Origin of the sequence: Shewanella sp. 3_MG-2023 (genome assembly GCF_030548765.1) — a bacterium.
In the GTDB taxonomy this organism is placed as follows: Bacteria; Pseudomonadota; Gammaproteobacteria; order Enterobacterales; family Shewanellaceae; genus Shewanella.
This window is the reverse complement of sequence record NZ_JAUOSH010000009.1, coordinates 129140-151170: the sequence shown is the minus strand read 5'-3', so window position 1 is coordinate 151170 and position 22031 is coordinate 129140. Positions and strand designations below refer to the sequence as shown.

The following is a 22031-nucleotide window of genomic DNA, read 5'->3' as shown; positions in this document are numbered from 1 at the left end:
GTGAGTGTGGACGAATGCCCATGTGAAAGTAGGTCATTGCCAAGCGCCTAATATCTCTCGTAAGAGAGTCGATAAAGGCCTGACTTAACAGTCAGGTTTTTTTCGTAGTTGGGGTAAAAGACAACAATTCCTGATGTTGATTGCTGAGTCATTAGCTGCTGAATATTATTACTTAAGGCAAGTGTGGGCAGTACCCATGTAAAAGCAGGGGTTATCTTTAGGGCTAACGGACTGAATAATGCTATGTGAGTGAACAATAGATCATAGTAAGGCTAGTCCACTAAGTCGCGCCAAGCAAAGTGTGTTTTGCCAAGGGTGCTACTGTGCAGAAGTTTTTACGTTGCTGAAGTTTATTGATGGCATATTTTCGATTAGCTGTTGTTGATCTCTGTCGTCTTTAGTATGTTATTAATGCGTCAAATATTTTATTAGCAATCAACGGTGTAGCCTTGTCAAAGCGACCTTTATTTTCACTATCATTCTTAGTGCCTTTTTTTATAAGCGCCCTGTTCTTTCTATTAGTCAGTGGGGAGTTTTACTATGAAAGAGAAGAGTTGCATTCTCAACTGGCGGCTAATGAATCTAAGCACATTGAGAAAGAATTGTATCGGATGACGCATGTCATTGAGTCAGCGTTAGCTAATCAAGACACTTCAAGAATTGAACAAGAGGTTTCTCTTACTGCTATAGATAGCAATATGATGGTTTATGTCATTTTAGATGCTTCTAGCCAAATTCGCTTCGCTAATCATGTCATATGGCGTGACAGTAATGCTACTAATGTTATTGATGGTTACATCAATGACATCCATCAACAAGCGGTAAGCAATAAACGCCCACTGATTCAAACCAATTTAGAGCGTGGCTCTATACAAGCATATTATCCTATCAATGCCTCAGATAAATATAGTTATTCTAGCGCGGTAGATGTGATTTATGTTGAGTACAATATCTCCTCATTGATGGCTGAGGCTGCAGACAGTCTCCAAAAACGCTTTATTTATATTTGGGCAATTGGTGGCATAATTGTGCTACTTTTTTGCTTAGGGTTATATTTGGTACTAATTAAGCCTATTAGTACTTTAACTAAAAATGCGCAAAATATTGTCAATGCTAAAGGGGGATCGACTAAGGTGACTACCTTTGTCGATGAGTTATATTGGCTCAATAAGTCATTAGTTCAAGTAGGGCTACATTTAGCTGAAAGCAATCAGCGACTGACTAATGCTGAGCAGCGTTGGTTATATTCTATTAATGCAGATCAACACGGTATTTGGGACTGGGATACTATATCCAATGGCGTCTTCTTATCAGATCACTGGAAAGAAATATTAGGTTATCAATCCGATGATATCGCTAGCTCCTATGAAGCCTGGGAAGCTTTGTTACATCCAGATGATAAAAAAGCAGTGGTAGCAGCACTTAATAATTATCTGCAAGGTAAAACTCGCAATTACGAAAGTGTTCATCGGATGCTAACTAAGGCGAATGATTACATTTGGGTGTTAGATAGAGGTCAAATTATCCAGTGGGATGAACTGGGTAAGCCAATAAGAGTCATAGGTTCGATAAACGATGTTTCTTCTGAACTTGAAAACCAACAGATTACTGTAGAAAGGCAAAGTCATGTTGGGGTGTCAGATATTATTGATCGGGAAGCGTTAGCTAACGAATTGTTTGACCTTCAAGCTTATGCGCGTAAAAGTAATCAACATTGCAGCTTGCTAGTCATTAATCTAAGCAACATTAAGTTAGTAAATGAAGCGTTAGGTGAGCAACTCACTGATCGATTACTTATGCAGATTTCAGCAAGGCTTGCTGGGAGTTTTTCAAATAGCTGTTTGTTAAGTCGTCTGGGAGATGATGAATTTGTTATTGCAGCAAAAAATTTAGGTAATAATTTAGAGCATGCCAATAAACGTGCGTTAGCGTTAGCAAGTGAAGTTCGCCAAGTGGTTGGCCGTAGTTTCAGCATATCTGGACAAGATGTTTCAGTTTTTACTCAAATTGGAATGGTGGTTTTTGATGGCCAAGAATCTTTAGAATCGAGTCAGTTACTTTCTCGTGCAGATAAAGCTTTATGCAAAGCTATTGAAAGTAAGACCAATAGCTGTGTGCTACATAGTTTACTGTTGGATGCTAGCCACAATGAACCCTTGAAATTACAACGGGACTTAAAGTTAGCGATTAAGGCTGGCCAGATATCCTTGGTTTATCAGCCTGTAGTAGATATACATGGCAATACCGAAAGTGTTGAAGTATTGATGCGTTGGCATCATCCTCAGTTAGGTTTTATTCGCCCGAAGCAATTTATTCCAGTTGCTGAGCTTTCTAACACGATTTTTGAACTTGAATTATGGATGTTAAGTCAGGTTTGCTTATTTATAAAGAGCTTACAAGCTGCGAATTTAAATTGCCCGTGCTTTTCAATTAATGTCTCTTCTAGGCATTTTCATCAAGATATGTTTGTTGATGTTATTCTTAACAAGATTGCAGAAAGAGGCGTTAATTTTAATTTAATCCAATTGGAGTTGTCGGAAGATATCTTTTCTATTAATCCTATCACTGCAAAAAATAAAATTTTAAAACTACAGCGGGCCGGTGTCAGAGTCGCTATCGATGATTTTGGATCAGGTTTATGTCCGTTACATCGCTTTAATGGTATTCATTTTGCTCAGGTTAAGCTGGCTACTGGCTATATTAATGATATTGTTAGTTCAAAAGAGGCGCGAAAGATATTCCGCTCACTTATTAATATGACCAAACAGTTAAATTATCCTGTCGTAGTAAAGCACATTGAAGATCGTCAGCAGTTGAGTTTACTGAGCGATCTTAATAGTAATTTGTTTCAAGGCTTTGTAATTAGTAGGCCGCTATCCCAACAAGACATTAAACACTTATTAGAATCAGAAATTAACCTGAGCGTGGTTTGGAAAGTACCATTTAGTTAGTTTAAGTTATAAGTTAACTGGACTTCCCAAACTTCAGACAGTCATCAGGGTTTCTAAAGTGTTAATGGCACTAATATCAATGGCGCTAGTATAATTGCTATTAATAGCTGCTAATTAGTATTGCTCAAGAAAAGCGAACATACTTGTCAGTGCTTGGTTACGTACCTCATCTACTTCCATAAATATCTCATGCCGACTGCTGTGTATCCTTTGTAGCTGGCATAAGTTATTTTCCGCTCTATCTTGGGCTGCATTATCCACAATGGTGTCTTCAGTCGCTTGCAAAATAAGAATGGGCTTGATACTCGTTGCGGCCACTTGGGTTGCGTTATCAGCTGCTGTTATAGCTTCTAATAGCCAGTTGTTTGTGGGCGAGCCTAACTGAATTTGTGGATTCTGCTCAAACAGCGCGATAGAGGCTTGATAACGATTTTGGCTATGGGTTAGCTCATTGTCAGCAAAGCTGGTTGCATTATAGTTTTTACCACCAATAACATAGTTGGGCTCTTTGTCTGCAGTATAAGTATTTAGCAGCTTGGCTAAAGAGCGAATAAAGCCTTTATTCATTGGCAAGTTGATGCCATACATGGGGGCTGAAAACACCGCAGCATTAAATGTGCTTGGGTATTGGCCCATATACAAAGTACCTATGGTTCCCCCCATTGAGTGGCCCACAAGATATAGAGCATCATGTGCTTGGGGCTGAACAATTTGCTTGATAAAAACATGAAAGTCATCGATATAAGTCTGAAATTTATCAATGTGACCCTGGTGATTATTTTTTTGACTGCGTGATGACAAGCCTTGACCGCGATGATCGAGAATATAAACGCTATAGCCTTGCTGATATATATTGAACATCAGCTCTTTATATTTTAAATAGCATTCAACCCTGCCACTACTGATGACAATTGCTTTGTTGGTGGTTGGATTTCGAACAAAAGCATAGGCAATATCGGCATTGTCTTGACGTAGTTTGGCTTGCGTTACCGCTTGCCAAAATTGTTGCTGCTCATCATTATTAAGTTGTTGCTCTGACGAAAAAGACAAATCGATCACCTTAAGCTTTAAGAAATAGGACTAGGGTTTGGCTGGATGTAAACCTTGGCAGTGTAGCAAACAGTGATACTGATGGGGAAGGTGGTTATAGAGAGCTAAATGGCAATTTAGCTCTCTAATGAGTGTCTATTATTAGTTTGCTCGTTGCTGCTCGCTAATGAACTCGTCAACCATTTGTTCTAGGATCGCCATGGTAACTGAACCATTTTCTAGCAATGCATCATGAAATAAACGGATGTTAAAGTCTTCACCTAATGCAACTTCAGCTTTGTTACGTAAACGCTTTATGGTTAATTCACCAACTTTATATGACAGTGCTTGTCCTGGCCACGAAATATAACGGTCAATTTCGGTGGTGACATTGTGTAGTGATAATGCGGTGTTACTGGCCATAAACTCTATGGCCTGCTCACGGCTCCAGCCTTTTGCGTGCATACCAGTATCGACCACAAGACGTGCTGCCCGCCACATTTCATAGGTTAAGCGGCCAAAATTACTGTATGGGTCTTGGTAAAAGCCCGCTTCTAACCCTAGATACTCTGAGTACAATCCCCAACCTTCGCCAAATGCCGAGATATAACTCAAGCGTCTAAAGTCGGGTAAGTCTGTTAGCTCTTTATTTAGCGAGATCTGTAAATGATGCCCAGGTACTGCTTCATGCAAGGTTAATGCTTCCATTTCATATAGCGGACGTTTATCGAGGGCGTATGTATTGACCCAGTAGTAGCCTGGCTCATCATCACGGTTTGAGCCAGAGTAACGTCCCGTAGTGTATTTAGGGGCGATTTCAGCCGGTACTGGTTTAATGCCATAAGGGGTTCTAGGTAAGGTGGCGAAAAGTTTAGGCAAAGCAGCATCTGCTTTTTTAGCGATATAAGCAGCTTCTTTTAATAACTCTTCAGCTGTCTTTGGGTAAAACTGTGGATCTGTGCGTAAGAAATGCAGAAATTCAGCAAAGCTGCCTTCAAATTTTACCTCTTTGATGACTTGTTCCATTTCTGCTTTGATTCGGGCGACCTCTGATAAACCCAGTTGATGAACTTCATCGGTTGTCATGGCTAAGGTGGTGTAATAGGCCACGCGGTTTTGGTAAAAAGCCTCGCCATTAGGTAGCTCTTTTGCGGCAATCGCAATACGGGCATTAGGAATATATTCTTCAGTCATAAAATCGAAAAAATCTTGATACAGCGGTAGCACTTTTTGCTCAACAGTATCTCGACCTTGCTGGGTTAATTGCCGTTTTTCAGACTCGCTAAAGTGATCGGGAAATTGAGTGAAGGGTTTGTAATAACCGCTGTCTTCAACAGGGACAATATAGGCACTAATACTTTGCTCAAAACCGGTTAAGGTTACTTTTGCTGGGGTAATACCACTGCTTAAGCCCTGTTTTAGCCAAAATGTTTGCTGGGCAAAATAAGTGGGTAAGGCATTAAGTTTTGCTAAATAATCTTGATAATCTTCAACGCTATTAAAGCGCCCATTAGCGATTGAGGCGATGTAAGCATGAAAACCACTTTCGGCCGTTATCGGTAAGTAATGATCTTTAAAGTTGTACATATCAACACTGTTTTGCAGTTGGTACGCTAATAACTGTGCATTAATTTTGTCGGTTTTTGACAGGGTGGCCGGATCAATTTGCTTTAATGATGCCAGTAGCTTTTTCTGACGTAGATTCTTTTGGGCTAAGGATTCTGGTGATAAATCAGCTAATTTATCGGCCTTTGACTTATCGCCTAATGAATAGGCCAATGTCGGCGAGTAATCCAAGTCTACTTGCCAAGCGTTATCAATAATTGATTTCAGGCTCATATTTTCTACTACTGCCGCTGTAGCCGTTTCTTTTACCTGAGTTGGGGTTTCAGTTTTTTCGGGAACGCCTAAATAATATTGAGCTTTAGAACCTGAAGTCATTTTACAGCCAGATATGGCAAGCATGATTAATGCTGGCAGTATGAGCTTTCGCATGGGAAATTCCTTTAAACGTTGGTAAATAACAAATTTAGCTAACTAAGCCACAACATAGCAATTCAATCATATGCTCGCTAGTGAAATTCATCGACATAATTGTTACTGATTGCATAATTTAGTTGCTGCTAAGGTCGTTTTTTTGTCGATGCGTGTTAAACTTTGCTTGCTGGGTGTTCATAAAATAAAAAACACATTTAGCTCAAAAATTTAATAGGGGGCAAAAATGATCAATACATCCATTCCGCTGGTTGATTTGCATCGTCATTTAGATGGCAACGTGCGGGTCAAAACGATTTGGGAGCTTGGCCATCAGCATGGTATTCAACTGCCTGCTAACTCAATTGCAGAGTTGGCTCCCTTTGTTCAAATTCAAGGCAAAGAAAATAGTTTAGTGGCATTCCTGACTAAGCTGGATTGGATGGTGGGCGTATTAGCTGATCTAGATGATGTAAAACGCGTAGCATATGAAAATGTTGAAGACGCGGCAGTATCAGGGCTTGATTACACTGAACTGCGTTTTAGCCCATATTACATGGCAATGAGTCATAACTTACCGATTGAAGGCGTGGTTGAGGCCGTTATTGATGGCGTCAAAGCTGGCATGAAAGATTATGATGTTAAGGTTAACTTAATCGGCATTTTGTCGCGCTCATTTGGACAAGAGAAATGCCGCTTAGAGCTTGATGGCTTGTTAGCGCATCGAGATAGCTTGGTGGCAATGGATCTAGCTGGCGATGAACTAGGTTTCCCTGGTGAACTATTCAATGAACACTTTAAGCGAGTGAGAGATGCAGGCTTACAGATCACAGCCCACGCCGGTGAGGCGGCCGGTAGCGAGAGCATGTGGCAAGCAATTCAAGAGTTGGGTGCTACTCGAATTGGCCATGGTGTAAATGCTATCCACGACCCTAAGTTGATGGAATATTTAGTTAAGCACTCTATTGGAATCGAGTCATGCCCGACAAGTAATTTACATACTTCAACTGTGGCTGATTATGATGCTCATCCATTTACTCAGTTTCTGGATGCTGGAGTATTAATTGGTCTTAATACCGATGATCCTGGTGTGAGCGCGATTGATATCAAGCATGAATATCGTATCGCTAAGTCAGAACTGGGTTTAACTGATGCTCAGCTGATGCAAGTGCAACGTAATGGTGTTGAAATGGCCTTTTTATCAGGCAGTGAACGCAAGGCGCTATACGCGTCAAAGTTATAGTTAGCTCCTACCTGTTTAGCTGAAAATAAACATAAAAAAACCGCTGATAATCAGCGGTTTTTTATTGCGTGATAGTAAAAACTAAATCACTCGCGAGAACTGTTGCTGACGTGCTTTTTGACGATAGTAAACGTCAAAACACATACAGATATTGCGGATCAACAGACGACCGGTAGGGCTAATGGTAAGCTTACGGTCTGTGATATCAACTAATTTATCATCAATGAAGGTTTGTAGCAGTTTCAAATCTTCAACAAAGTACTCTTCAAAATTAATATCAAATTGCTGTTCAATTTTGGCTAAATCGAGGTCGAAGTGACAAATCATTTGTTTAATCACTACACGACGAATTTCATCGTCACGATTTAAGCTACAGCCTTTCCATAATGCGTGACCTTTTTCGTCAATCGACTCGTAGTATGGACGGATATCTTTTTGGTTTTGGGCATAACAATCGCCAATTTGGCTAATTGAAGACACACCTAAACCTAATAGGTCACATTCTTCCTGAGTGGTATAACCTTGGAAGTTACGATGAAGCTTACCGGCATTTTGAAGCTTTGAAAGCTCATCATCTGGCTTAGCGAAGTGATCCATACCAATGAACTGATAACCTGCACCGGTTAATGATTCAATGGTTTGATGCAACATATCTAGCTTTTGCTGTGGCGAAGCCATATCTTCATCTTTAATCTTACGCTGAGCGGCAAAACGAGATGGTAAGTGCGCATAGTTAAAGATAGACAAACGATCCGGTGATAACTCAATCACACGCTTAATGGTTTCTGCAAAGGTTTCAGGGGTTTGGTGCGGTAGACCGTAGATTAAATCTGCGTTGGTCGATACAAAGCCCATGTCTTTTGCTTTAGCCATTAAGTCAAAAATAAACTGCTCATCTTGTTCGCGGTTTACGGCAACTTGTACCTTTTTATTGAAATCTTGTACACCAATAGAAATACGGTTAAAGCCAGCTTCTTTTAATGTATCAAGCATGGTTAATTCGATTTCACGAGGGTCTACTTCAATAGAGAATTCGCCAACATCAGCAAAATTAAAATGACTTTTAATCAGCTTTGATAAGGTTAAGATTTGCTCTGGGTTTAAGAATGTAGGTGTACCGCCACCCCAATGCATTTGGGTCACAGTGTAATTTTTGAATAACGGGGCACGCTTAACAATTTCACTTGCAAGGTATTCAATGTACTGGTCAGCTTTATGTGCATGACGAGTAATGACTTTATTACATCCGCAGTAATAACAAAGCTTGGCACAAAATGGGATGTGGATGTATAAAGACAGTTTGTCACTTTTACTGGTTTCAATCGCTGAAAGTAGATTTTGCTCAGTAAAAGTATCGTCAAATTCTAAAGCCGTTGGATACGACGTATAGCGTGGACCACTGTAGTTATACTTTTCGATCATTGACTGATCCCAACTTATTTGTGTGGGCTGCTTCAAGGCGTGTCCTCCGGGTAAATTAGCAATGTACGAAGTATGCAAGTATCTTTAACAAATAACCTTGATCTACGTTGTAAATTTGAAATTTCTCATTAGCAATTAGGTGCATTTTTGCAGGAAAAGTTAGCATTTAGGTAGATTTGTGGCATAGCTCACAGCCTCAATATCCATGTTGAGGCTGTTATCTGTCTTATAACTAAGGGATTTGTTAAAAACTGTCGGTTATTAATGCATGAAATGAAACTGTTTCAACTTCTTAGCGTCTTCAAGCAAGCTTTGTTCTAACTTTGCTTCAGATTTCATTCTGGCTAAGTCCAATTTCATTCGCTGCTGTTTAGGTAAAGCGCTGCGTGCATCTTTTATGGGATGATCTTTAATACAGGCGTAATGCTCGAAGATATGCGGGAATTCAACGGCCATTGCTTCAGACATGGATAAGGTATCAAATAACTTAGCGATTCGCATTACCCCTTCAGAAGGCTCACAGCGCTCTTCTAACATGGCTGCTGCGATATACTTGATATCATCTAATACTTGTTGTTTTTTGGCTCTGGCTTCTATTGTGCGCTGCTTACTGGCTGCTAGTGATGCCTGTTGTTGTTTCTTGACTTGTAATAGCAAGTATCCGGCGTAAGAAGCTAAAAGTAATACAATGATGACAGCGACAACAATAACAATGCTAGACACAGTTTATCCTTAAAGTGATGTTAGGCTTGAATAAGGCTTAGTTTAGAATAAATAGAAAAATGGCATATCTGAAATAGATATGCCATTTAAAAGTAGTAATGATTAAGACTGGTAGTCTTTTAATACATCCGCGCCTGTTTCAAAGCGCTCATATAAATCATCATCTGAAGCGGCTTTTTTACTCGGAGCGGCTGGTGCTGGTAATTCTTCAGCATCCGAAATGCCTAATTTTTCCATCAGCGATTCAATTTTAGATAATTGGCTATCTAACCATTTCTGATCGTCAGCGGCTAAGTCTTTGCCTTCTTCTAGCAAATCAAGCAAGTCATTAAACCTTGGATCTTCTTCAAGCTTTAATAATTTTTGCTCGTCAGTCAGTTTAGGCTGTTTCACTTTTGCACTAGCAGCAACAGTTGCTTCTTTAGCTGGTGCAATCGATAACGCAACAGGCTTCTTGCTACCATGACGAGGGTCATTATTTTTTTGCGTTTTCACATGTGGTGATTCTTTTTCAATCAGGGCTTCGTTATGACGGCTACCTGATTTACGACCAGAATCATTCTTCTTGCCGCCGATGACTTTGCGCTCAGACTTTTTGACTCTTGGTGCTTGTTTAGGGCCATTTTCGCCGCCCTTGCGCGATTTTTTACTACGAGCCATTGGTGATCTCATTAGGTTGTAAAATTTGGCTAGACGGATTCATATCCACCTTGCACTAAATAAGGATGCGCTTTATATCAGACTTTGATGTTTTTTGCATCAATACGAGCTCTTTTGCTGCAAATAATAGCGTAAATTCGCTGTGTTGTGCCAAATACTCGAAAGTTTGTTGCTGATAAAAGCTAACGTGAGTGGGGTTATTCTTGAAATGCCATTTAGAAAAGTGATTTAAATCAGTCATTAAAGACGTACTTATTGCTAACCATCCACCAGGTTTTAGCAATTTTGACAGTAATTGCCATTCTTTACCTGGTTGCTGGAAATGCTCTAGTACCCGATAGCAGCAAATGAAATCGTATTGCTGATTGAAAAGTTGTTGATCGGCTTTAACAAATGGGTCGTACTGATAAAGGCGGTGACCCGCGTGTTCAATTTTGTCGAGGCTGGCTTTGTCTAGCACCCTGCCAAAATTGAGCCCTGTCAATGAACCACTTTGCTGGGCGCTTATCTGTGACAGCAAGGGTTTGATAAATTGAATTAGTTGCTTTTGCTTGCTGGCTTTATTGGCTCGGCCATAACGCTGTAATTGCGCTGCCGGCATAAGGTGGGATTGGGGGTTAGCGAAAACAAGGCCGCATTGATCGCAGCGGTAAAAGGCTCTTTTTTTATCTTGTAGAAAAAATTCAGCACGATAACGGCACAAGGGACATTTTATCATTGAAGTAAGCAGGCACCTGAACAAAAACAAAGATATATATCAATCAATAGCAGATTTAGGTTGATTATGAAAGTGATTACAAAAAGCGGAAATAAAAAAAGGTGGCAGTAAACTGCCACCTCGTAAAACAGTGCTTATCACACTATATTCTGATTCCAAGTATCCGTACTTGCTATGTGACTATCCCGGTCAGTATCCTTCTTGTTTTTAGCGCTTTCCATGCTTTTTTAGTTGTTATCGGTCTTCAATGACACTTTATTTAAATCCTGTTGCCGTCCTGACCACAGCTTCCGTAGATGGTCTTCAATGACACATCAATTTCCTAGTTGTCTTCAATGACATTAGTAAACAATCCATGTTTAAAGTACCGTCCAGTGATATCAAGCCTCCGCAAGTGCATCCTAAGCAATTAGCTTCCTTTGCCGCTACTTTAATCCTTAAAGTAGTGTCCTTATGGGGTTTTATCTCTGTTGCGTAAGGGAGTGCTATTTAAGCGTGTCGACCATTCGGTCTAATCCTTACAAATTCTATATGACCTGGACTTCAAGCTGAAATCACTACTCTTATTATTTTTAGTGAGTGGTCTTATTTATATTATTGTTATTGGTAAATATTATTCTTATATCTTAAATGTAAACGTAGCCGAAATCTGTGAGATAGAATTGATATTTTTGTTCTGACAGTTGGGTTCATTTCGGTACGGGGCTATTTAACCCTAAAAGAGCGATCTCTGTCAAGCCTCAATAGCCTCAAGTTTACGTAAACGTAAACTTGAGGCTATAAAAAAGGGTGAATTGTCACCCTTTTTGTCGTTGTCAGCGCGAGCAGTAAAATTTACTTAAGGCTTGAAATATATTGAGATAATGCTTGGATATCACTGTCAGTTAGCTTTTTAGCAACATCTTGCATCATGCCATTGAGATCGTTGTTACGATTTGTATCGCGGAATTTATTTAGCTGGATTTTGACATAATCAGCATGTTGACCACCAATTGATGGGAAGCCTGCAAGCTCTGCGCCTTTACCATCTGGTCCATGACATGCCATGCATGAAGTGATACCACGATCCATATCGCCGCCTTTATAAAGGGCTTCGCCTTCAGCAGGAATACTCGCCACATCGGCTACATTTAATGTTTGGCTAGCATAATATGCAGAAACATCCTTAATATCTTGTTCAGATAAGGATATTGACATGCCTATCATGGTAGGATCATTACGACCTTCTTTGCCGCCGCTTTTAGCCGCCGCTTGGAAATCATGTAATTGCTTTTCTAGATAAGATGCGTGCTGTCCGGCCAGTTTAGGCCAAATAGGAGCAATGCTGTTACCGTCAACACCGTGACAGGCTGAACACATAACTGATTTAGTTTTACCCGCTTCCACATTACCTTCAGCGATTGCAGGGGTTGATATAGCGGCAAATACAGACAGCGCAAGAGCTAACTTTTTCATGGCGTTCCAACTTCTTGTTTAATTTATTGTCCTGAGCTTACTAGGGTGACCTGCAAGCGTGGTAAAATCTACAAACTGTGATCCGGGTAATATTTTACACGAAAATGTGGAAAAGTAAGCAAATCTTACATAATTAAGGTATTACCTAAAAATTATTGGAGTAAATCGTGTCAGAAACGCGTATAGATTTTCGAAAAACCAAGTTTTTAATTAGTGCGCCAGACATTGCACACTTAAATGAGTACTTACCTGGTGATGCCGGAGTAGAAATAGCGTTTGCTGGCCGCTCTAATGCAGGTAAGTCAAGCGCCTTGAATGCATTAACGGATCAAAAAGGCTTAGCAAGAACCAGTAAAACCCCCGGTCGTACTCAACTTATTAATGTTTTTGAACTTGAAGAAAACCGTCGTCTAGTTGATTTGCCTGGCTATGGTTTTGCTAAGGTGCCTTTAGCATTAAAAAATAAATGGCAAAAAGCTTTAGGTGAATATTTACAAGAGCGCGCCTGTTTAAGCGGTGTTGTGGTGTTAATGGATATTCGCCATCCGCTTAAAGATCTCGATTTGCAAATGATTGAGTGGGCTGTGCTGAGTGAAATCCCAGTGTTAGCTTTGCTTACTAAGTCTGATAAGCTCGCGCAAAACGTCAAAATGAAGACAGTTAATGCGGTGCGTAAAGAGTTAGCTGAGTATGGGGATTGGGTTAAAGTTGAACCTTTCTCTTCTACTAAAGGGACTGGTAAACCTAAAGTGCTAGGCATTTTAAATGAGTGGTGTAACCCAAGCTGGCTCACTGAAGCGGAGCAAGCATCGCAAGAGCAGGCTGAATAAGAATAACTAATTCTTGCTTCAGTTTAAAAAGGCTATTAAGACTTTGTACTTAGTAGCCTTTTTTGCATTTAAAAGTCGAGTTTCGAATAATGGCAAAAAAAAACCGATAACTAAATAGCTATCGGTTAAAAAAATTAGCTCTTTTGGGGAGAAGCTAAATTCAACAAGACTCAAGTGCCATCTACTCATTGATGACGCTCAATAAGCTCATAATACCTGTTTCTTAAATGTAGTTAAAGTATTTGCTCTAAAATTTATTTTGGGCAAAAAAAAGCTCCAGCATATATAGATGCTGGAGCGCCATAATTCGGCTTGTCACTATTTCTAGTGAAATAAAAAGGTCTGAAAGATGGAACATCTTAACCTCTGTACCCTACAGCGAAGATAATACGGTATTAGCCTTTAAATGAAAAACTGTTTTTCGTTAAAATGAACAATATTGTGAGCAGCAACACAATTTATGCTGGGTTTATCAGCGTTTTTTGTGCAAAAGACTAAGTGGTAAACAAGCAGGTAAAAAAAACACCTGTAAATTTTTCATTACAGGTATTTTGTATTCGGCAATGACTATCTGTTTAGCCGCATCCGTTTCATCATCTGTTTAGGTGTATATGTGAGTCGTTAAACCCTAGTGCGCCTCATCCCAATTGTTTCCAAGTCCTGCTTCAGCTAATAGCATCACATCAATGGAGGCCGCTTCGGCCATCAGTTCACAGACCTTGCTCTTCAAGGATTCTGCTTTATCTGCATCCACTTCGAAAACCAATTCATCGTGCACCTGCATCATCATGGTGATCTCACCTTGAGTGTCGTTCTCAATCCAAGCGGCGATCTTTATCATCGCTTTTTTGATGATATCAGCGGCAGTGCCTTGCATTGGCGCATTAATCGCTGCGCGCTCAGCCGCCTGACGGCGCATGGCGTTTCTGTCTTTAATATCAGGTAAGTACAGTCGTCTGCCGTAAAGGGTTTCGACATAGCCAACATCAGCGGCTAACGCGCGGGTGTCTTCCATGTACTTCAATACGCCAGGATAGCGGGCGAAGTAAGTATCAATGTAGGTTTGAGCTTCTTTACGTGGGATATCTAGCTGCTTGGCCAAGCCAAACGCTGACATGCCATAGATTAAACCGAAGTTAACCGCTTTAGCTCGGCGGCGTTGCTCGGTAGTCACTTCTTCAAAATGCACCCCAAATACTTCTGCTGCGGTGGCTTTATGAATATCTTTATTTTCAGCAAATGCTGTCAATAAGCCTTTATCTTGTGAAAGATGCGCCATGATGCGTAATTCAATTTGCGAGTAATCGGCAGCCAATACTTTACGGCCTTCAGCGGCGATAAAAGCTTGCCTAATGCGGCGACCTTCTTCGGTTCTGATAGGGATATTTTGCAGGTTTGGCTCGCTTGATGATAAACGTCCTGTGGCGGCATTGGCTTGATGATAGCTGGTATGCACGCGCCCGGTAACCGGATTAACCATTAATGGCAATTTGTCGGTATAGGTGCTCTTTAATTTTGACAGACTGCGGTGCTGCAAAATAATTTTAGGAAGCGGGTAATCTAGGGCTAATTCAACCAGTACATCTTCTGCGGTTGACGGGGCACCTTTTGGGGTCTTTTTGATGACCGGATAGCCAAGTTTATCAAAAAATAATGCCTGTAATTGCTTTGGAGAGCCGAGGTTAAACTTCTCACCGGCGATGTCATAAGCCTTAGTTTCAAGATCGTCAATCTTCTGTGCAAGTTCATCACTTTGTTGACTGAGCAGCATGCTGTCAATGAGTACGCCTTGACGTTCGATATTTGATAATACTTGGATTAGCGGTAATTCAAGTTCATTAAATACTGAGCTGAGTGTTGGCTCTTTCTCTATTCTTGGCCATAGGTGCTGATGTAAACGCAGGGTGATGTCGGCATCTTCTGCTGCATAGGGCGCAGCTACATCCAAATTAATTTGGTTGAAGGTTAACTGTTTTGCGCCTTTGCCGGCAATTTCTTCAAAGCTAATATTTTTATGACCAAGATACTTAAGGGCTAATCCGTCCATATCATGACGAGAGGCGACAGAGTTAAACACGTAGGACTCAAGCATGGTATCAAAGCGAACACCTTTAAGGCTGATGCCTGCATTGGCAAAGATACTGATATCGTATTTTAGGTTTTGGCCGACTTTTTCAAGTTGGTCATTTTCTAAAATCGGTCTTAATTGCTCAAGTGCGTACTCCATAGCAAGTTGCTGTGGTGCGTCTAAGTAATCATGGGCTAACGGCAAATAAGCCGCTTTACCTGCTTCTATTGCAAATGAAATACCGACCAGCTTTGCTTCCATGTAGTTTAGGCTGGTGGTTTCGGTGTCGATGGCAATTAATTTAGCTTTTGATAGCTTTTCAATCCAAAGGGTTAACTGCGCTTCGGTTAATATGGTGTCATATTCAACTTCAATGGCCGCAGCGACAGGCGTGATTTCCTCTGTGGTGTTAGACTTGCTTAATGTATTAAAGCCTGATTTATTATCCAATACTTCTGCTAACCAGCGCTTGAATTCCATTTCACCATAAAGCTTAACTAATTCATCGCGGTTTTGTGGTTTGGTGGCTAATTTATCCCAGTCATTATCCCACTCCACATCGGTTTTGATGGTGGCAAGATCGTATGACAGCTGCAGCATGTCTTTATTTTCGGCAATTTTCTTTGGCATGGTTTTAGAGCCGCGGAAAGTCACATCTAACACGCTCTCAGGATTGGCGATAAGTTTATCGACGCCGCCAACCCCCGTTAGCATTGCTAATGCGGTTTTTTCACCAACACCGGGCAGACCTGGAATGTTATCGGCTTTATCGCCCATCATGGCGAGCAAGTCGATGATCAACTCTGGGCCGACACCAAACTTAGCGGTGACTTCTTCTGGGCCCATAATGGTATCGGTCATGGTGTTAATTAAGGTGACATGTTCATCTACAAGTTGCGCCATGTCTTTATCACCAGTGCTGATTAAGGTTGCTCGACCTTCTTGACTAGCTTTGAGCGCGATGGTGCCAATAACGTCATCGGCTTCAACACCTTCAATACTGATTAATGGTAAGCCTAATGCTTTAATAATGGCATGCAATGGGGCAATTTGGGTACGTAAATCATCAGGCATTGGTGGGCGCTGAGCTTTGTATTCGCTATACATATCATTACGGAAAGTTTTGCCTTTAGCGTCGAAAATTACCGCAATATGACTTGGATTATAGCGGCTCATTAAGCTGCGTAGCATGTTGACTACACCATAAACAGCACCCGTAGCTTCACCTTTAGAATTAGTTAAATGAGGTGGGGCATAATAAGCACGGTAAAGGTAAGAGGAACCATCCACAAGGACGAGTGGGTTATTGGGGATTGTTGGCATAGTTTGGCTTCATATTCAGTATTCTGAGATGGCTCTAGAATGCCACATACAGGGCTTTTCGGCCACGGCAAATTTTATCCCAGGCTGTGGATAAGTCTGTGAGTGAATTAATTAATCATTTAGGTGTGTTTTAACTACGACAGGAAGTAAAACGGTTAAGCCTTTGATTTGTTGTAGTAAATATAATTTTTGTGAGTTGAATTATAGTTTTAAAATATATTCCCAATTTGTGGACTTTTTAATATTCTTCCTTGAATTAACTGAATTCTTAGTTCAGTTTTAAACCATGAGGAGATTTGAGGAAATCTAAGTTAGCATGTTTTTTGAACAGATCAATAGATTTGTTGAAAAAAGGTTAAATTAATACAATGGCAAGGGATCAGTAATGAAAAATATTGCGGTTTTACTCAGTGGAAATGGGGTGTTCGACGGCGCAGAAATTCAAGAGTCGGTTTTAACCTTATTAGCTTTATCTCAGGCAGGGGCGAGCTATCATTGTTTTGCGCCAAATATTAATCAATTGCATGTAGTCAATCATTTAACCGGTGAAGTTGATGTGGATGCGCAGCGAAATGTATTAGAGGAGTCGGCGCGCATTGCCCGTGGTGAAATCAGTGATATTAATGCGCTAAATATTGATCAATTTGATGGCTTAATTGTCCCGGGTGGTTTTGGCGCTGCTAAAAACTTGTGTGATTTTGCCGTTGCAGGTAGTGATTGCGTGCTGCAGCCACAGGTGGAAAGTTTTATTCAAGAGTTTGTGCTCGCCAACAAACCAATGGGCTTTATGTGTATCGCACCCATTATGTTGCCGCGAATTTTTAATAACGTCCCCCAAGGCACCATTGGTAATGACAGTGGTACCGCACAGGCGTTTAATGAAATGGGTGGTGAGCATTTAGAGAGTACTTGCGCTGATATCGTTATTGATAAGCAAAATCGGCTGGTAACCACCCCAGCCTATATGTTGGCGACGTCCATAGCTGAGGCTAATGTGGGTATTAAAAAGCTGGTCACAGAAGTGCTGGGGATGTGTTAGTGGTTATTTAGCGGCTGATTTACGGCTATCAAAAGCGCCTTGAGCCAAACCAATCAATAATCCGCCGATATGAGCACCATTGGCGATGGGCATACCGAGTAAATCGGTAAAGCCCAGTACCAGCCAAACAAGCATAAAGCCCATGTAACTGTTGGGAATGCCAATACCTGATTGGGGTTGGCGTTGCCCCATTATCCAGGTGTAGCCAACAACGGCGTATACCACGCCTGATAAGCCGCCAAAGTTAGGCCCTGTCATCATGTATTGCACAATACTGGGTAAACTACCTGCAACGACAAGTAATATGATCAGTGGCTTGCTACCGAGTTTGGTTTCAATCTTGCCACCTAGATACCACCACCATAATAAGTTAAAGGCGATATGCATTAATGAAAAATGCATCAAGCTGGGGGTAAACACTCGCCATATTTGGCTAATGTCACTTTGGGGCACAGCGCCAAAAAAGGATAACTGGCTAAAAATGCCATTGGCAAAGCCAAGGTTCATGCCGGCGTATACCAGCACACAAACAAAGAAGGTAATCAGGGTTAGTGGCCCTGCGCCAGTAATAAACTGCTGGATAAGCCCTAAACTGGAGGAGCCATAATCTAATTTGGTTTGGGTGGTGCCATTATCCCAAGAGGCTTGTAAATACTTCTTCTGGTATGGGTTTTGTCTAAACTGTTCAAACTCGTATTTGGCTTGTTGTGCCTGAGATGGTTGCTCAACGACCAAAGATACCCCGGTTTCAATCACAACGGGATGGCATTCAATATCAAGACCTTTTAAATAGTCTATGAATGCCTGTGCTGCGCGAGCGTTAGGTAATTGGCCGATTTCTATCATACGTGAGCTAAACTCCAAGCTGTGTATCCACCATCAAGACTATAAACATCATCGAAACCTTGTTCAATAAGGTAACCCGCAGCGCCTTGACTGCTCACGCCGTGATAGCACACCACGACTAATGGCTTATCCATATCGGCATCGGCCATAAAGTGGGCTATGTTTTCATTGGTAAGATGCACTGAATTTTTAATGTTACCTGCGGCAAAGCTGGCGGCATCGCGTATATCGACGATTTGCACATCACTGGCATCTTCTTGCATGTGAATGAATTCGTTAATCGATAAATGCTTAAACGCTGACATGGTTAATCCTTTAAAAAATGACGATAGAGCCTTTAGTATGTGACAAGGGATTGTACGTATACAACCCCTTTTTAGATGAGAATAAATCCGCTATATGGCGATTAATCCCAATTCAATATCACTTTGCCTGATTGACCAGAGCGCATTGCATCAAAGCCTTGTTGGAAGTCATCAACACTGAAATGATGGGTGATAATTGGCGACAAATCTAACCCTGATTGAATCAAACTGGCCATTTTATACCAAGTTTCAAACATTTCGCGTCCATAAATGCCTTTTAAGATTAAGCCTTTAAAGATGACTTTACTCCAATCAATGGCCATTTCACCGCCAGGAATACCTAGCATGGCAATTTTGCCGCCGTGATTCATGGTATCGAGCATTGAATGAAATGCCGATGGTACGCCTGACATTTCCAAGCCAACATCAAAACCTTCAGTCATGCCTAACTCAATCATTACATCTTTTAAGTCTTCTTTCGCAACGTTTACTGCGCGAGTCGCGCCCATTTTACGAGCAAGATCAAGGCGGTACTCATTAACATCAGTGATAACCACATGGCGGGCGCCAACGTGCTTACATACTGCCGCTGCCATAATCCCGATAGGGCCTGCACCGGTAATTAGCACATCTTCACCGACCACATCAAACGATAATGCGGTGTGTACTGCATTACCAAATGGATCAAAGATAGATGCGAGGTCATCTGAAATATCGTTAGGGATTTTAAAGGCATTAAATGCAGGGATCACTAAGTACTCAGCAAAGGCACCTTCACGGTTTACCCCGACACCTGAAGTGTTACGGCATAAATGCGTGCGACCACCGCGACAGTTGCGGCAATGGCCACAGGTAATATGGCCTTCACCAGAAACGCGATCGCCAACAGTAAAGCCGCGAACTTCTTGACCCATATCGACCACTTCACCGACATATTCGTGTCCAACAACCATAGGCACAGGAATGGTATTTTGTGACCATTCGTCCCAGTTGTAGATATGTACATCGGTACCACAAATGGCAGTTTTACGAATTTTAATTAATAGATCGTTATGGCCCATTGTTGGCTTAGGCGCATCAACCATCCAAATGCCTTGTTCAGGCTTTAATTTACTTAGTGCTTTCATGTGTAGTGAGTCCTAAATAATGCCCATTTCTTTACCAATACGGGTAAAGGCTTCGATTGCTTTATCAATTTGCGCTTTAGTGTGCGCCGCTGACATTTGGGTGCGAATGCGGGCTTGGCCTTTTGGCACCACCGGGAATGAGAAACCAACCACGTAGATGTTTTCAGCGAGTAGGCGGTTTGAAAAATCACCTGCCAATTTAGCATCACCAATCATTACCGGGATAATGGCGTGATCAGCACCTGCTAAAGTAAAGCCTGCTGCTGTCATTTTTTCACGGAAGTAACGGCTGTTTTCCCATACGGCTTCACGTAAATCGTGACCCGTTTTTAGCATTTCTAACACATGGATTGATGCACTCACGATTGAAGGCGCTAAAGAGTTTGAAAATAAGTAAGGGCGAGAGCGCTGACGTAACCAGTCAACCACTTCTTTTTTAGCAGAAGTGAAACCACCTGAAGCGCCGCCTAAGGCTTTACCTAAAGTACCGGTAATAATATCGACGCGATCCATTACTTGGCAAAACTCGTGGGTGCCACGGCCATTTTCACCAACAAAACCCACAGCGTGAGAGTCATCAACCATGACGAGTGCATCGTATTTATCGGCTAAATCACACACACCTTGTAAGTTGGCAATCACACCATCCATTGAGAACACGCCATCAGTGGCGATAAGAATGTTTCGTGCGCCCGCAGCTTGCGCGGTAATCAGCTGGGTTTCAAGATCGGCCATATCGTTGTTGGCATAACGGAAACGCTTAGCTTTACATAAACGCACACCATCAATAATAGAGGCATGGTTTAGCGCATCAGAGACGATAGCGTCGTTCGCATCTAGCAGAGTTTCAAATAAACCCGCATTGGCATCAAAACATGAAGAGTAAAGAATGGTATCTTCCATTCCTAAAAATTCACTTAAGCTATTTTCTAATTGCTTATGAATATCTTGGGTGCCACAAATAAAACGAACCGATGCCATACCAAAGCCGTGGCTTGATAAACCATTCTTAGCAGCATTAATTAATTCAGGGTGATTTGCCAAGCCTAAGTAGTTATTAGCACAGAAGTTAATCACTTCTTCGCTATTTACATTGATAGAGGTTTGCTGGGCAGACGCAATGACACGTTCACTCTTGTATAAGCCTTCAGCTTTAACATCGACAAGTTGTTGATTTATGCGGTCGTAAAATGAGGTAGAGGCCACCTGATTTCTCCTAATAATGGTTATTATGTTAATCGCAACCTTTGGCTGTTTAAGTCAAACATGCGCTGATTTCTGATCGGGAGTTGTCGGCATTCTACCCTTAATTTTTATAAGGCCACAGCGTTTTTTTTAAGCGCAGTGGTTACATAAAATTGATTAGGGCTTGGGGTGATTTCGGATAAATAAAACTAATCAACTTTCATTAACTGGGGAAGTATTAATAAGTGGCAGTAAAACGGTATTTTATGATTAAAATACTGCCAATCCCTTTTGCCAACGCTATTATTATAGTTGCCAGCAATGGGATTGTAAGGGCGGTTTAATTTACCTGAATTAAAGCTCTGGGCAGGCGTCTTGAGAGACTAACTCGCGGTAGTGCTGCTCAAGTCGTGCAAAGGTAGGTTGAGAAATTGGCGTTGAATACGCTTTAAACAGCATAACCACCCGTAATAAACCTTTGTAAATTGCAGGTTTGGTGATTTTTGATGCACCCGATTGGGTCAGTTGATAGCTAATCCAATAGCTAACGATCATCTTCATGGTATCTGCAAGTTCGACGATGTTATCGTCTTCAACGTTTAAAAAACCATCTTGTTTAAGTTGTTTAAGGACGTTACTTGAGCGTGCTAATACGCTTTTTTGTGCCAGAGTATAGCGCTGCTTTAAGGCTTCATCTCGACTTAAAATATCGGCTAGGTTGGCGTACATAAATCGGTATTGCCACATGGTATAAAACATCGCATCGAAATAGCCCAATAATAATTCAACGTCAATTGATACGTCTTCATAAGGCTTTGAACCATTTTCAAGATTAGATTCATACATGGTGAAGATAGAATTGATAATGTCTTCTTTATTGCGGAAATGGTAATACAGGTTTCCAGGACTGATATTTAAATGAGCCGCAATGTGATTGGTGGTGATATTACGTTCACCATGTTCGTTAAAAAGTTCAAGGCTGGCAAAAACTATCTTATCGCGGGTTTTCATATCAGTTCCAATTATAAGAGGCTCATGAAGAAATCATTTCTTAACTAGGTACGACTAAGCTCATATCCCTATGAATTTAGATTATGTTAACATTGTGGATATCTGACAAGCAAAATTGATCA

General features: G+C 41.1%; 17 protein-coding genes. 4 read left to right on the top strand and 13 right to left on the bottom strand.

Annotation, left to right across the window (positions count from 1 at the left end; genetic code table 11):
- Positions 1-449: 449 nt before the first annotated feature.
- Positions 450-2951 carry an EAL domain-containing protein gene (locus Q4591_RS07460; protein WP_303460279.1) on the top strand — a complete coding sequence of 834 codons (2502 nt, stop codon included), beginning with the start codon at positions 450-452 and terminating at the stop codon, positions 2949-2951.
- Between the two features lie 114 nt (positions 2952-3065).
- Here the strand turns inward: Q4591_RS07460 and Q4591_RS07455 are convergent, their stop codons facing one another.
- Together Q4591_RS07455 and Q4591_RS07450 are read right to left on the bottom strand one after the other, a co-directional pair.
- Entirely contained in the window at positions 3066-4010 is a 945-nt protein-coding gene (locus Q4591_RS07455) for an alpha/beta fold hydrolase (RefSeq protein ID WP_102476006.1), read from the bottom strand.
- A gap of 132 nt (positions 4011-4142) precedes the next feature.
- Positions 4143-5975: a DUF885 family protein gene (locus tag Q4591_RS07450; RefSeq protein WP_303460274.1), complete on the bottom strand. Its 1833-nt coding sequence runs from the start codon at positions 5973-5975 to the stop codon at positions 4143-4145.
- Between the two features lie 226 nt (positions 5976-6201).
- Between Q4591_RS07450 and add the strand changes: the two genes are divergently transcribed.
- Entirely contained in the window at positions 6202-7197 is a 996-nt protein-coding gene (gene add / locus Q4591_RS07445) for an adenosine deaminase (RefSeq protein ID WP_303460271.1), read from the top strand.
- Between the two features lie 81 nt (positions 7198-7278).
- Here add and hemN read toward each other — a convergent pair whose 3' ends face one another.
- The 5 genes from hemN to Q4591_RS07420 form a co-directional block, all read right to left on the bottom strand.
- Positions 7279-8655, bottom strand: coding sequence for an oxygen-independent coproporphyrinogen III oxidase (gene hemN / locus Q4591_RS07440; protein WP_076542040.1), 1377 nt, complete (start codon positions 8653-8655; stop codon positions 7279-7281).
- A 225-nt stretch (positions 8656-8880) separates the two neighbouring features.
- Positions 8881-9342: a DUF2489 domain-containing protein gene (locus Q4591_RS07435; RefSeq protein ID WP_102436162.1), complete on the bottom strand. Its 462-nt coding sequence runs from the start codon at positions 9340-9342 to the stop codon at positions 8881-8883.
- Positions 9343-9444: 102 nt separating this feature from the next.
- Positions 9445-10002 carry a Der GTPase-activating protein YihI gene (yihI, locus tag Q4591_RS07430; RefSeq protein ID WP_076542043.1) on the bottom strand — a complete coding sequence of 186 codons (558 nt, stop codon included), beginning with the start codon at positions 10000-10002 and terminating at the stop codon, positions 9445-9447.
- A 55-nt stretch (positions 10003-10057) separates the two neighbouring features.
- Complete coding sequence (locus Q4591_RS07425; protein ID WP_102436160.1) at positions 10058-10720, bottom strand: methyltransferase domain-containing protein; 663 nt, start codon at positions 10718-10720, stop codon at positions 10058-10060.
- A gap of 834 nt (positions 10721-11554) precedes the next feature.
- Positions 11555-12175 (bottom strand): cytochrome c, encoded by a 621-nt coding sequence (locus Q4591_RS07420; protein ID WP_102435891.1) that lies wholly within the window; start codon positions 12173-12175, stop codon positions 11555-11557.
- A gap of 167 nt (positions 12176-12342) precedes the next feature.
- Here Q4591_RS07420 and yihA point away from each other — a divergent pair, with 167 nt between their 5' ends.
- On the top strand, positions 12343-13005 hold the full coding sequence (gene yihA / locus Q4591_RS07415; RefSeq protein ID WP_102476002.1) for a ribosome biogenesis GTP-binding protein YihA/YsxC: 663 nt from the start codon (positions 12343-12345) through the stop codon (positions 13003-13005).
- Positions 13006-13633: 628 nt separating this feature from the next.
- Here the strand turns inward: yihA and polA are convergent.
- Positions 13634-16396 (bottom strand): DNA polymerase I, encoded by a 2763-nt coding sequence (gene polA / locus Q4591_RS07410; RefSeq protein ID WP_303460269.1) that lies wholly within the window; start codon positions 16394-16396, stop codon positions 13634-13636.
- 385 nt (positions 16397-16781) lie between these two features.
- Between polA and elbB the strand changes: the two genes are divergently transcribed.
- Positions 16782-17435: an isoprenoid biosynthesis glyoxalase ElbB gene (gene elbB, locus Q4591_RS07405; protein WP_303460267.1), complete on the top strand. Its 654-nt coding sequence runs from the start codon at positions 16782-16784 to the stop codon at positions 17433-17435.
- 3 nt (positions 17436-17438) lie between these two features.
- Here the strand turns inward: elbB and glpG are convergent, their stop codons facing one another.
- From glpG to Q4591_RS07380, 5 genes are all read right to left on the bottom strand, one after another.
- The gene (glpG, locus tag Q4591_RS07400; protein ID WP_102435884.1) at positions 17439-18281 is read right to left on the bottom strand and encodes a rhomboid family intramembrane serine protease GlpG; all 843 of its coding nucleotides are present in this window, start codon (positions 18279-18281) and stop codon (positions 17439-17441) included.
- On the bottom strand, positions 18278-18586 hold the full coding sequence (gene glpE, locus Q4591_RS07395; RefSeq protein ID WP_303460263.1) for a thiosulfate sulfurtransferase GlpE: 309 nt from the start codon (positions 18584-18586) through the stop codon (positions 18278-18280). The genes glpG and glpE overlap by 4 nt, the downstream gene beginning before the upstream one ends.
- 101 nt (positions 18587-18687) lie before the next feature.
- A complete protein-coding gene (gene tdh, locus Q4591_RS07390; protein ID WP_102435880.1) occupies positions 18688-19713 on the bottom strand; it encodes an L-threonine 3-dehydrogenase in 1026 nt (341 codons plus the stop codon).
- A gap of 12 nt (positions 19714-19725) precedes the next feature.
- Positions 19726-20919 (bottom strand): glycine C-acetyltransferase, encoded by a 1194-nt coding sequence (locus tag Q4591_RS07385; RefSeq protein ID WP_303460259.1) that lies wholly within the window; start codon positions 20917-20919, stop codon positions 19726-19728.
- 333 nt (positions 20920-21252) lie between these two features.
- A complete protein-coding gene (locus tag Q4591_RS07380; protein ID WP_102435876.1) occupies positions 21253-21909 on the bottom strand; it encodes a TetR/AcrR family transcriptional regulator in 657 nt (218 codons plus the stop codon).
- Between the last annotated feature and the right edge of the window lie 122 nt (positions 21910-22031).

Bases quoted from the DNA above. Each gene is read 5' to 3' on its own strand.
- yihI (WP_076542043.1), bottom strand. From the start codon at position 10,002: ATGGCTCGTAGTAAAAAATCGCGCAAGGGCGGCGAAAATGGCCCTAAA.
- tdh (WP_102435880.1), bottom strand. From the start codon at position 19,713: ATGAAAGCACTAAGTAAATTAAAGCCTGAACAAGGCATTTGGATGGTT.
- glpG (WP_102435884.1), bottom strand. From the start codon at position 18,281: ATGATAGAAATCGGCCAATTACCTAACGCTCGCGCAGCACAGGCATTC.
- Q4591_RS07420 (WP_102435891.1), bottom strand. From the start codon at position 12,175: ATGAAAAAGTTAGCTCTTGCGCTGTCTGTATTTGCCGCTATATCAACC.
- glpE (WP_303460263.1), bottom strand. From the start codon at position 18,586: ATGTCAGCGTTTAAGCATTTATCGATTAACGAATTCATTCACATGCAA.
- Q4591_RS07450 (WP_303460274.1), bottom strand. From the start codon at position 5,975: ATGCGAAAGCTCATACTGCCAGCATTAATCATGCTTGCCATATCTGGC.
- polA (WP_303460269.1), bottom strand. From the start codon at position 16,396: ATGCCAACAATCCCCAATAACCCACTCGTCCTTGTGGATGGTTCCTCT.
- elbB (WP_303460267.1), top strand. From the start codon at position 16,782: ATGAAAAATATTGCGGTTTTACTCAGTGGAAATGGGGTGTTCGACGGC.
- Q4591_RS07380 (WP_102435876.1), bottom strand. From the start codon at position 21,909: ATGAAAACCCGCGATAAGATAGTTTTTGCCAGCCTTGAACTTTTTAAC.
- add (WP_303460271.1), top strand. From the start codon at position 6,202: ATGATCAATACATCCATTCCGCTGGTTGATTTGCATCGTCATTTAGAT.
- Q4591_RS07425 (WP_102436160.1), bottom strand. From the start codon at position 10,720: ATGATAAAATGTCCCTTGTGCCGTTATCGTGCTGAATTTTTTCTACAA.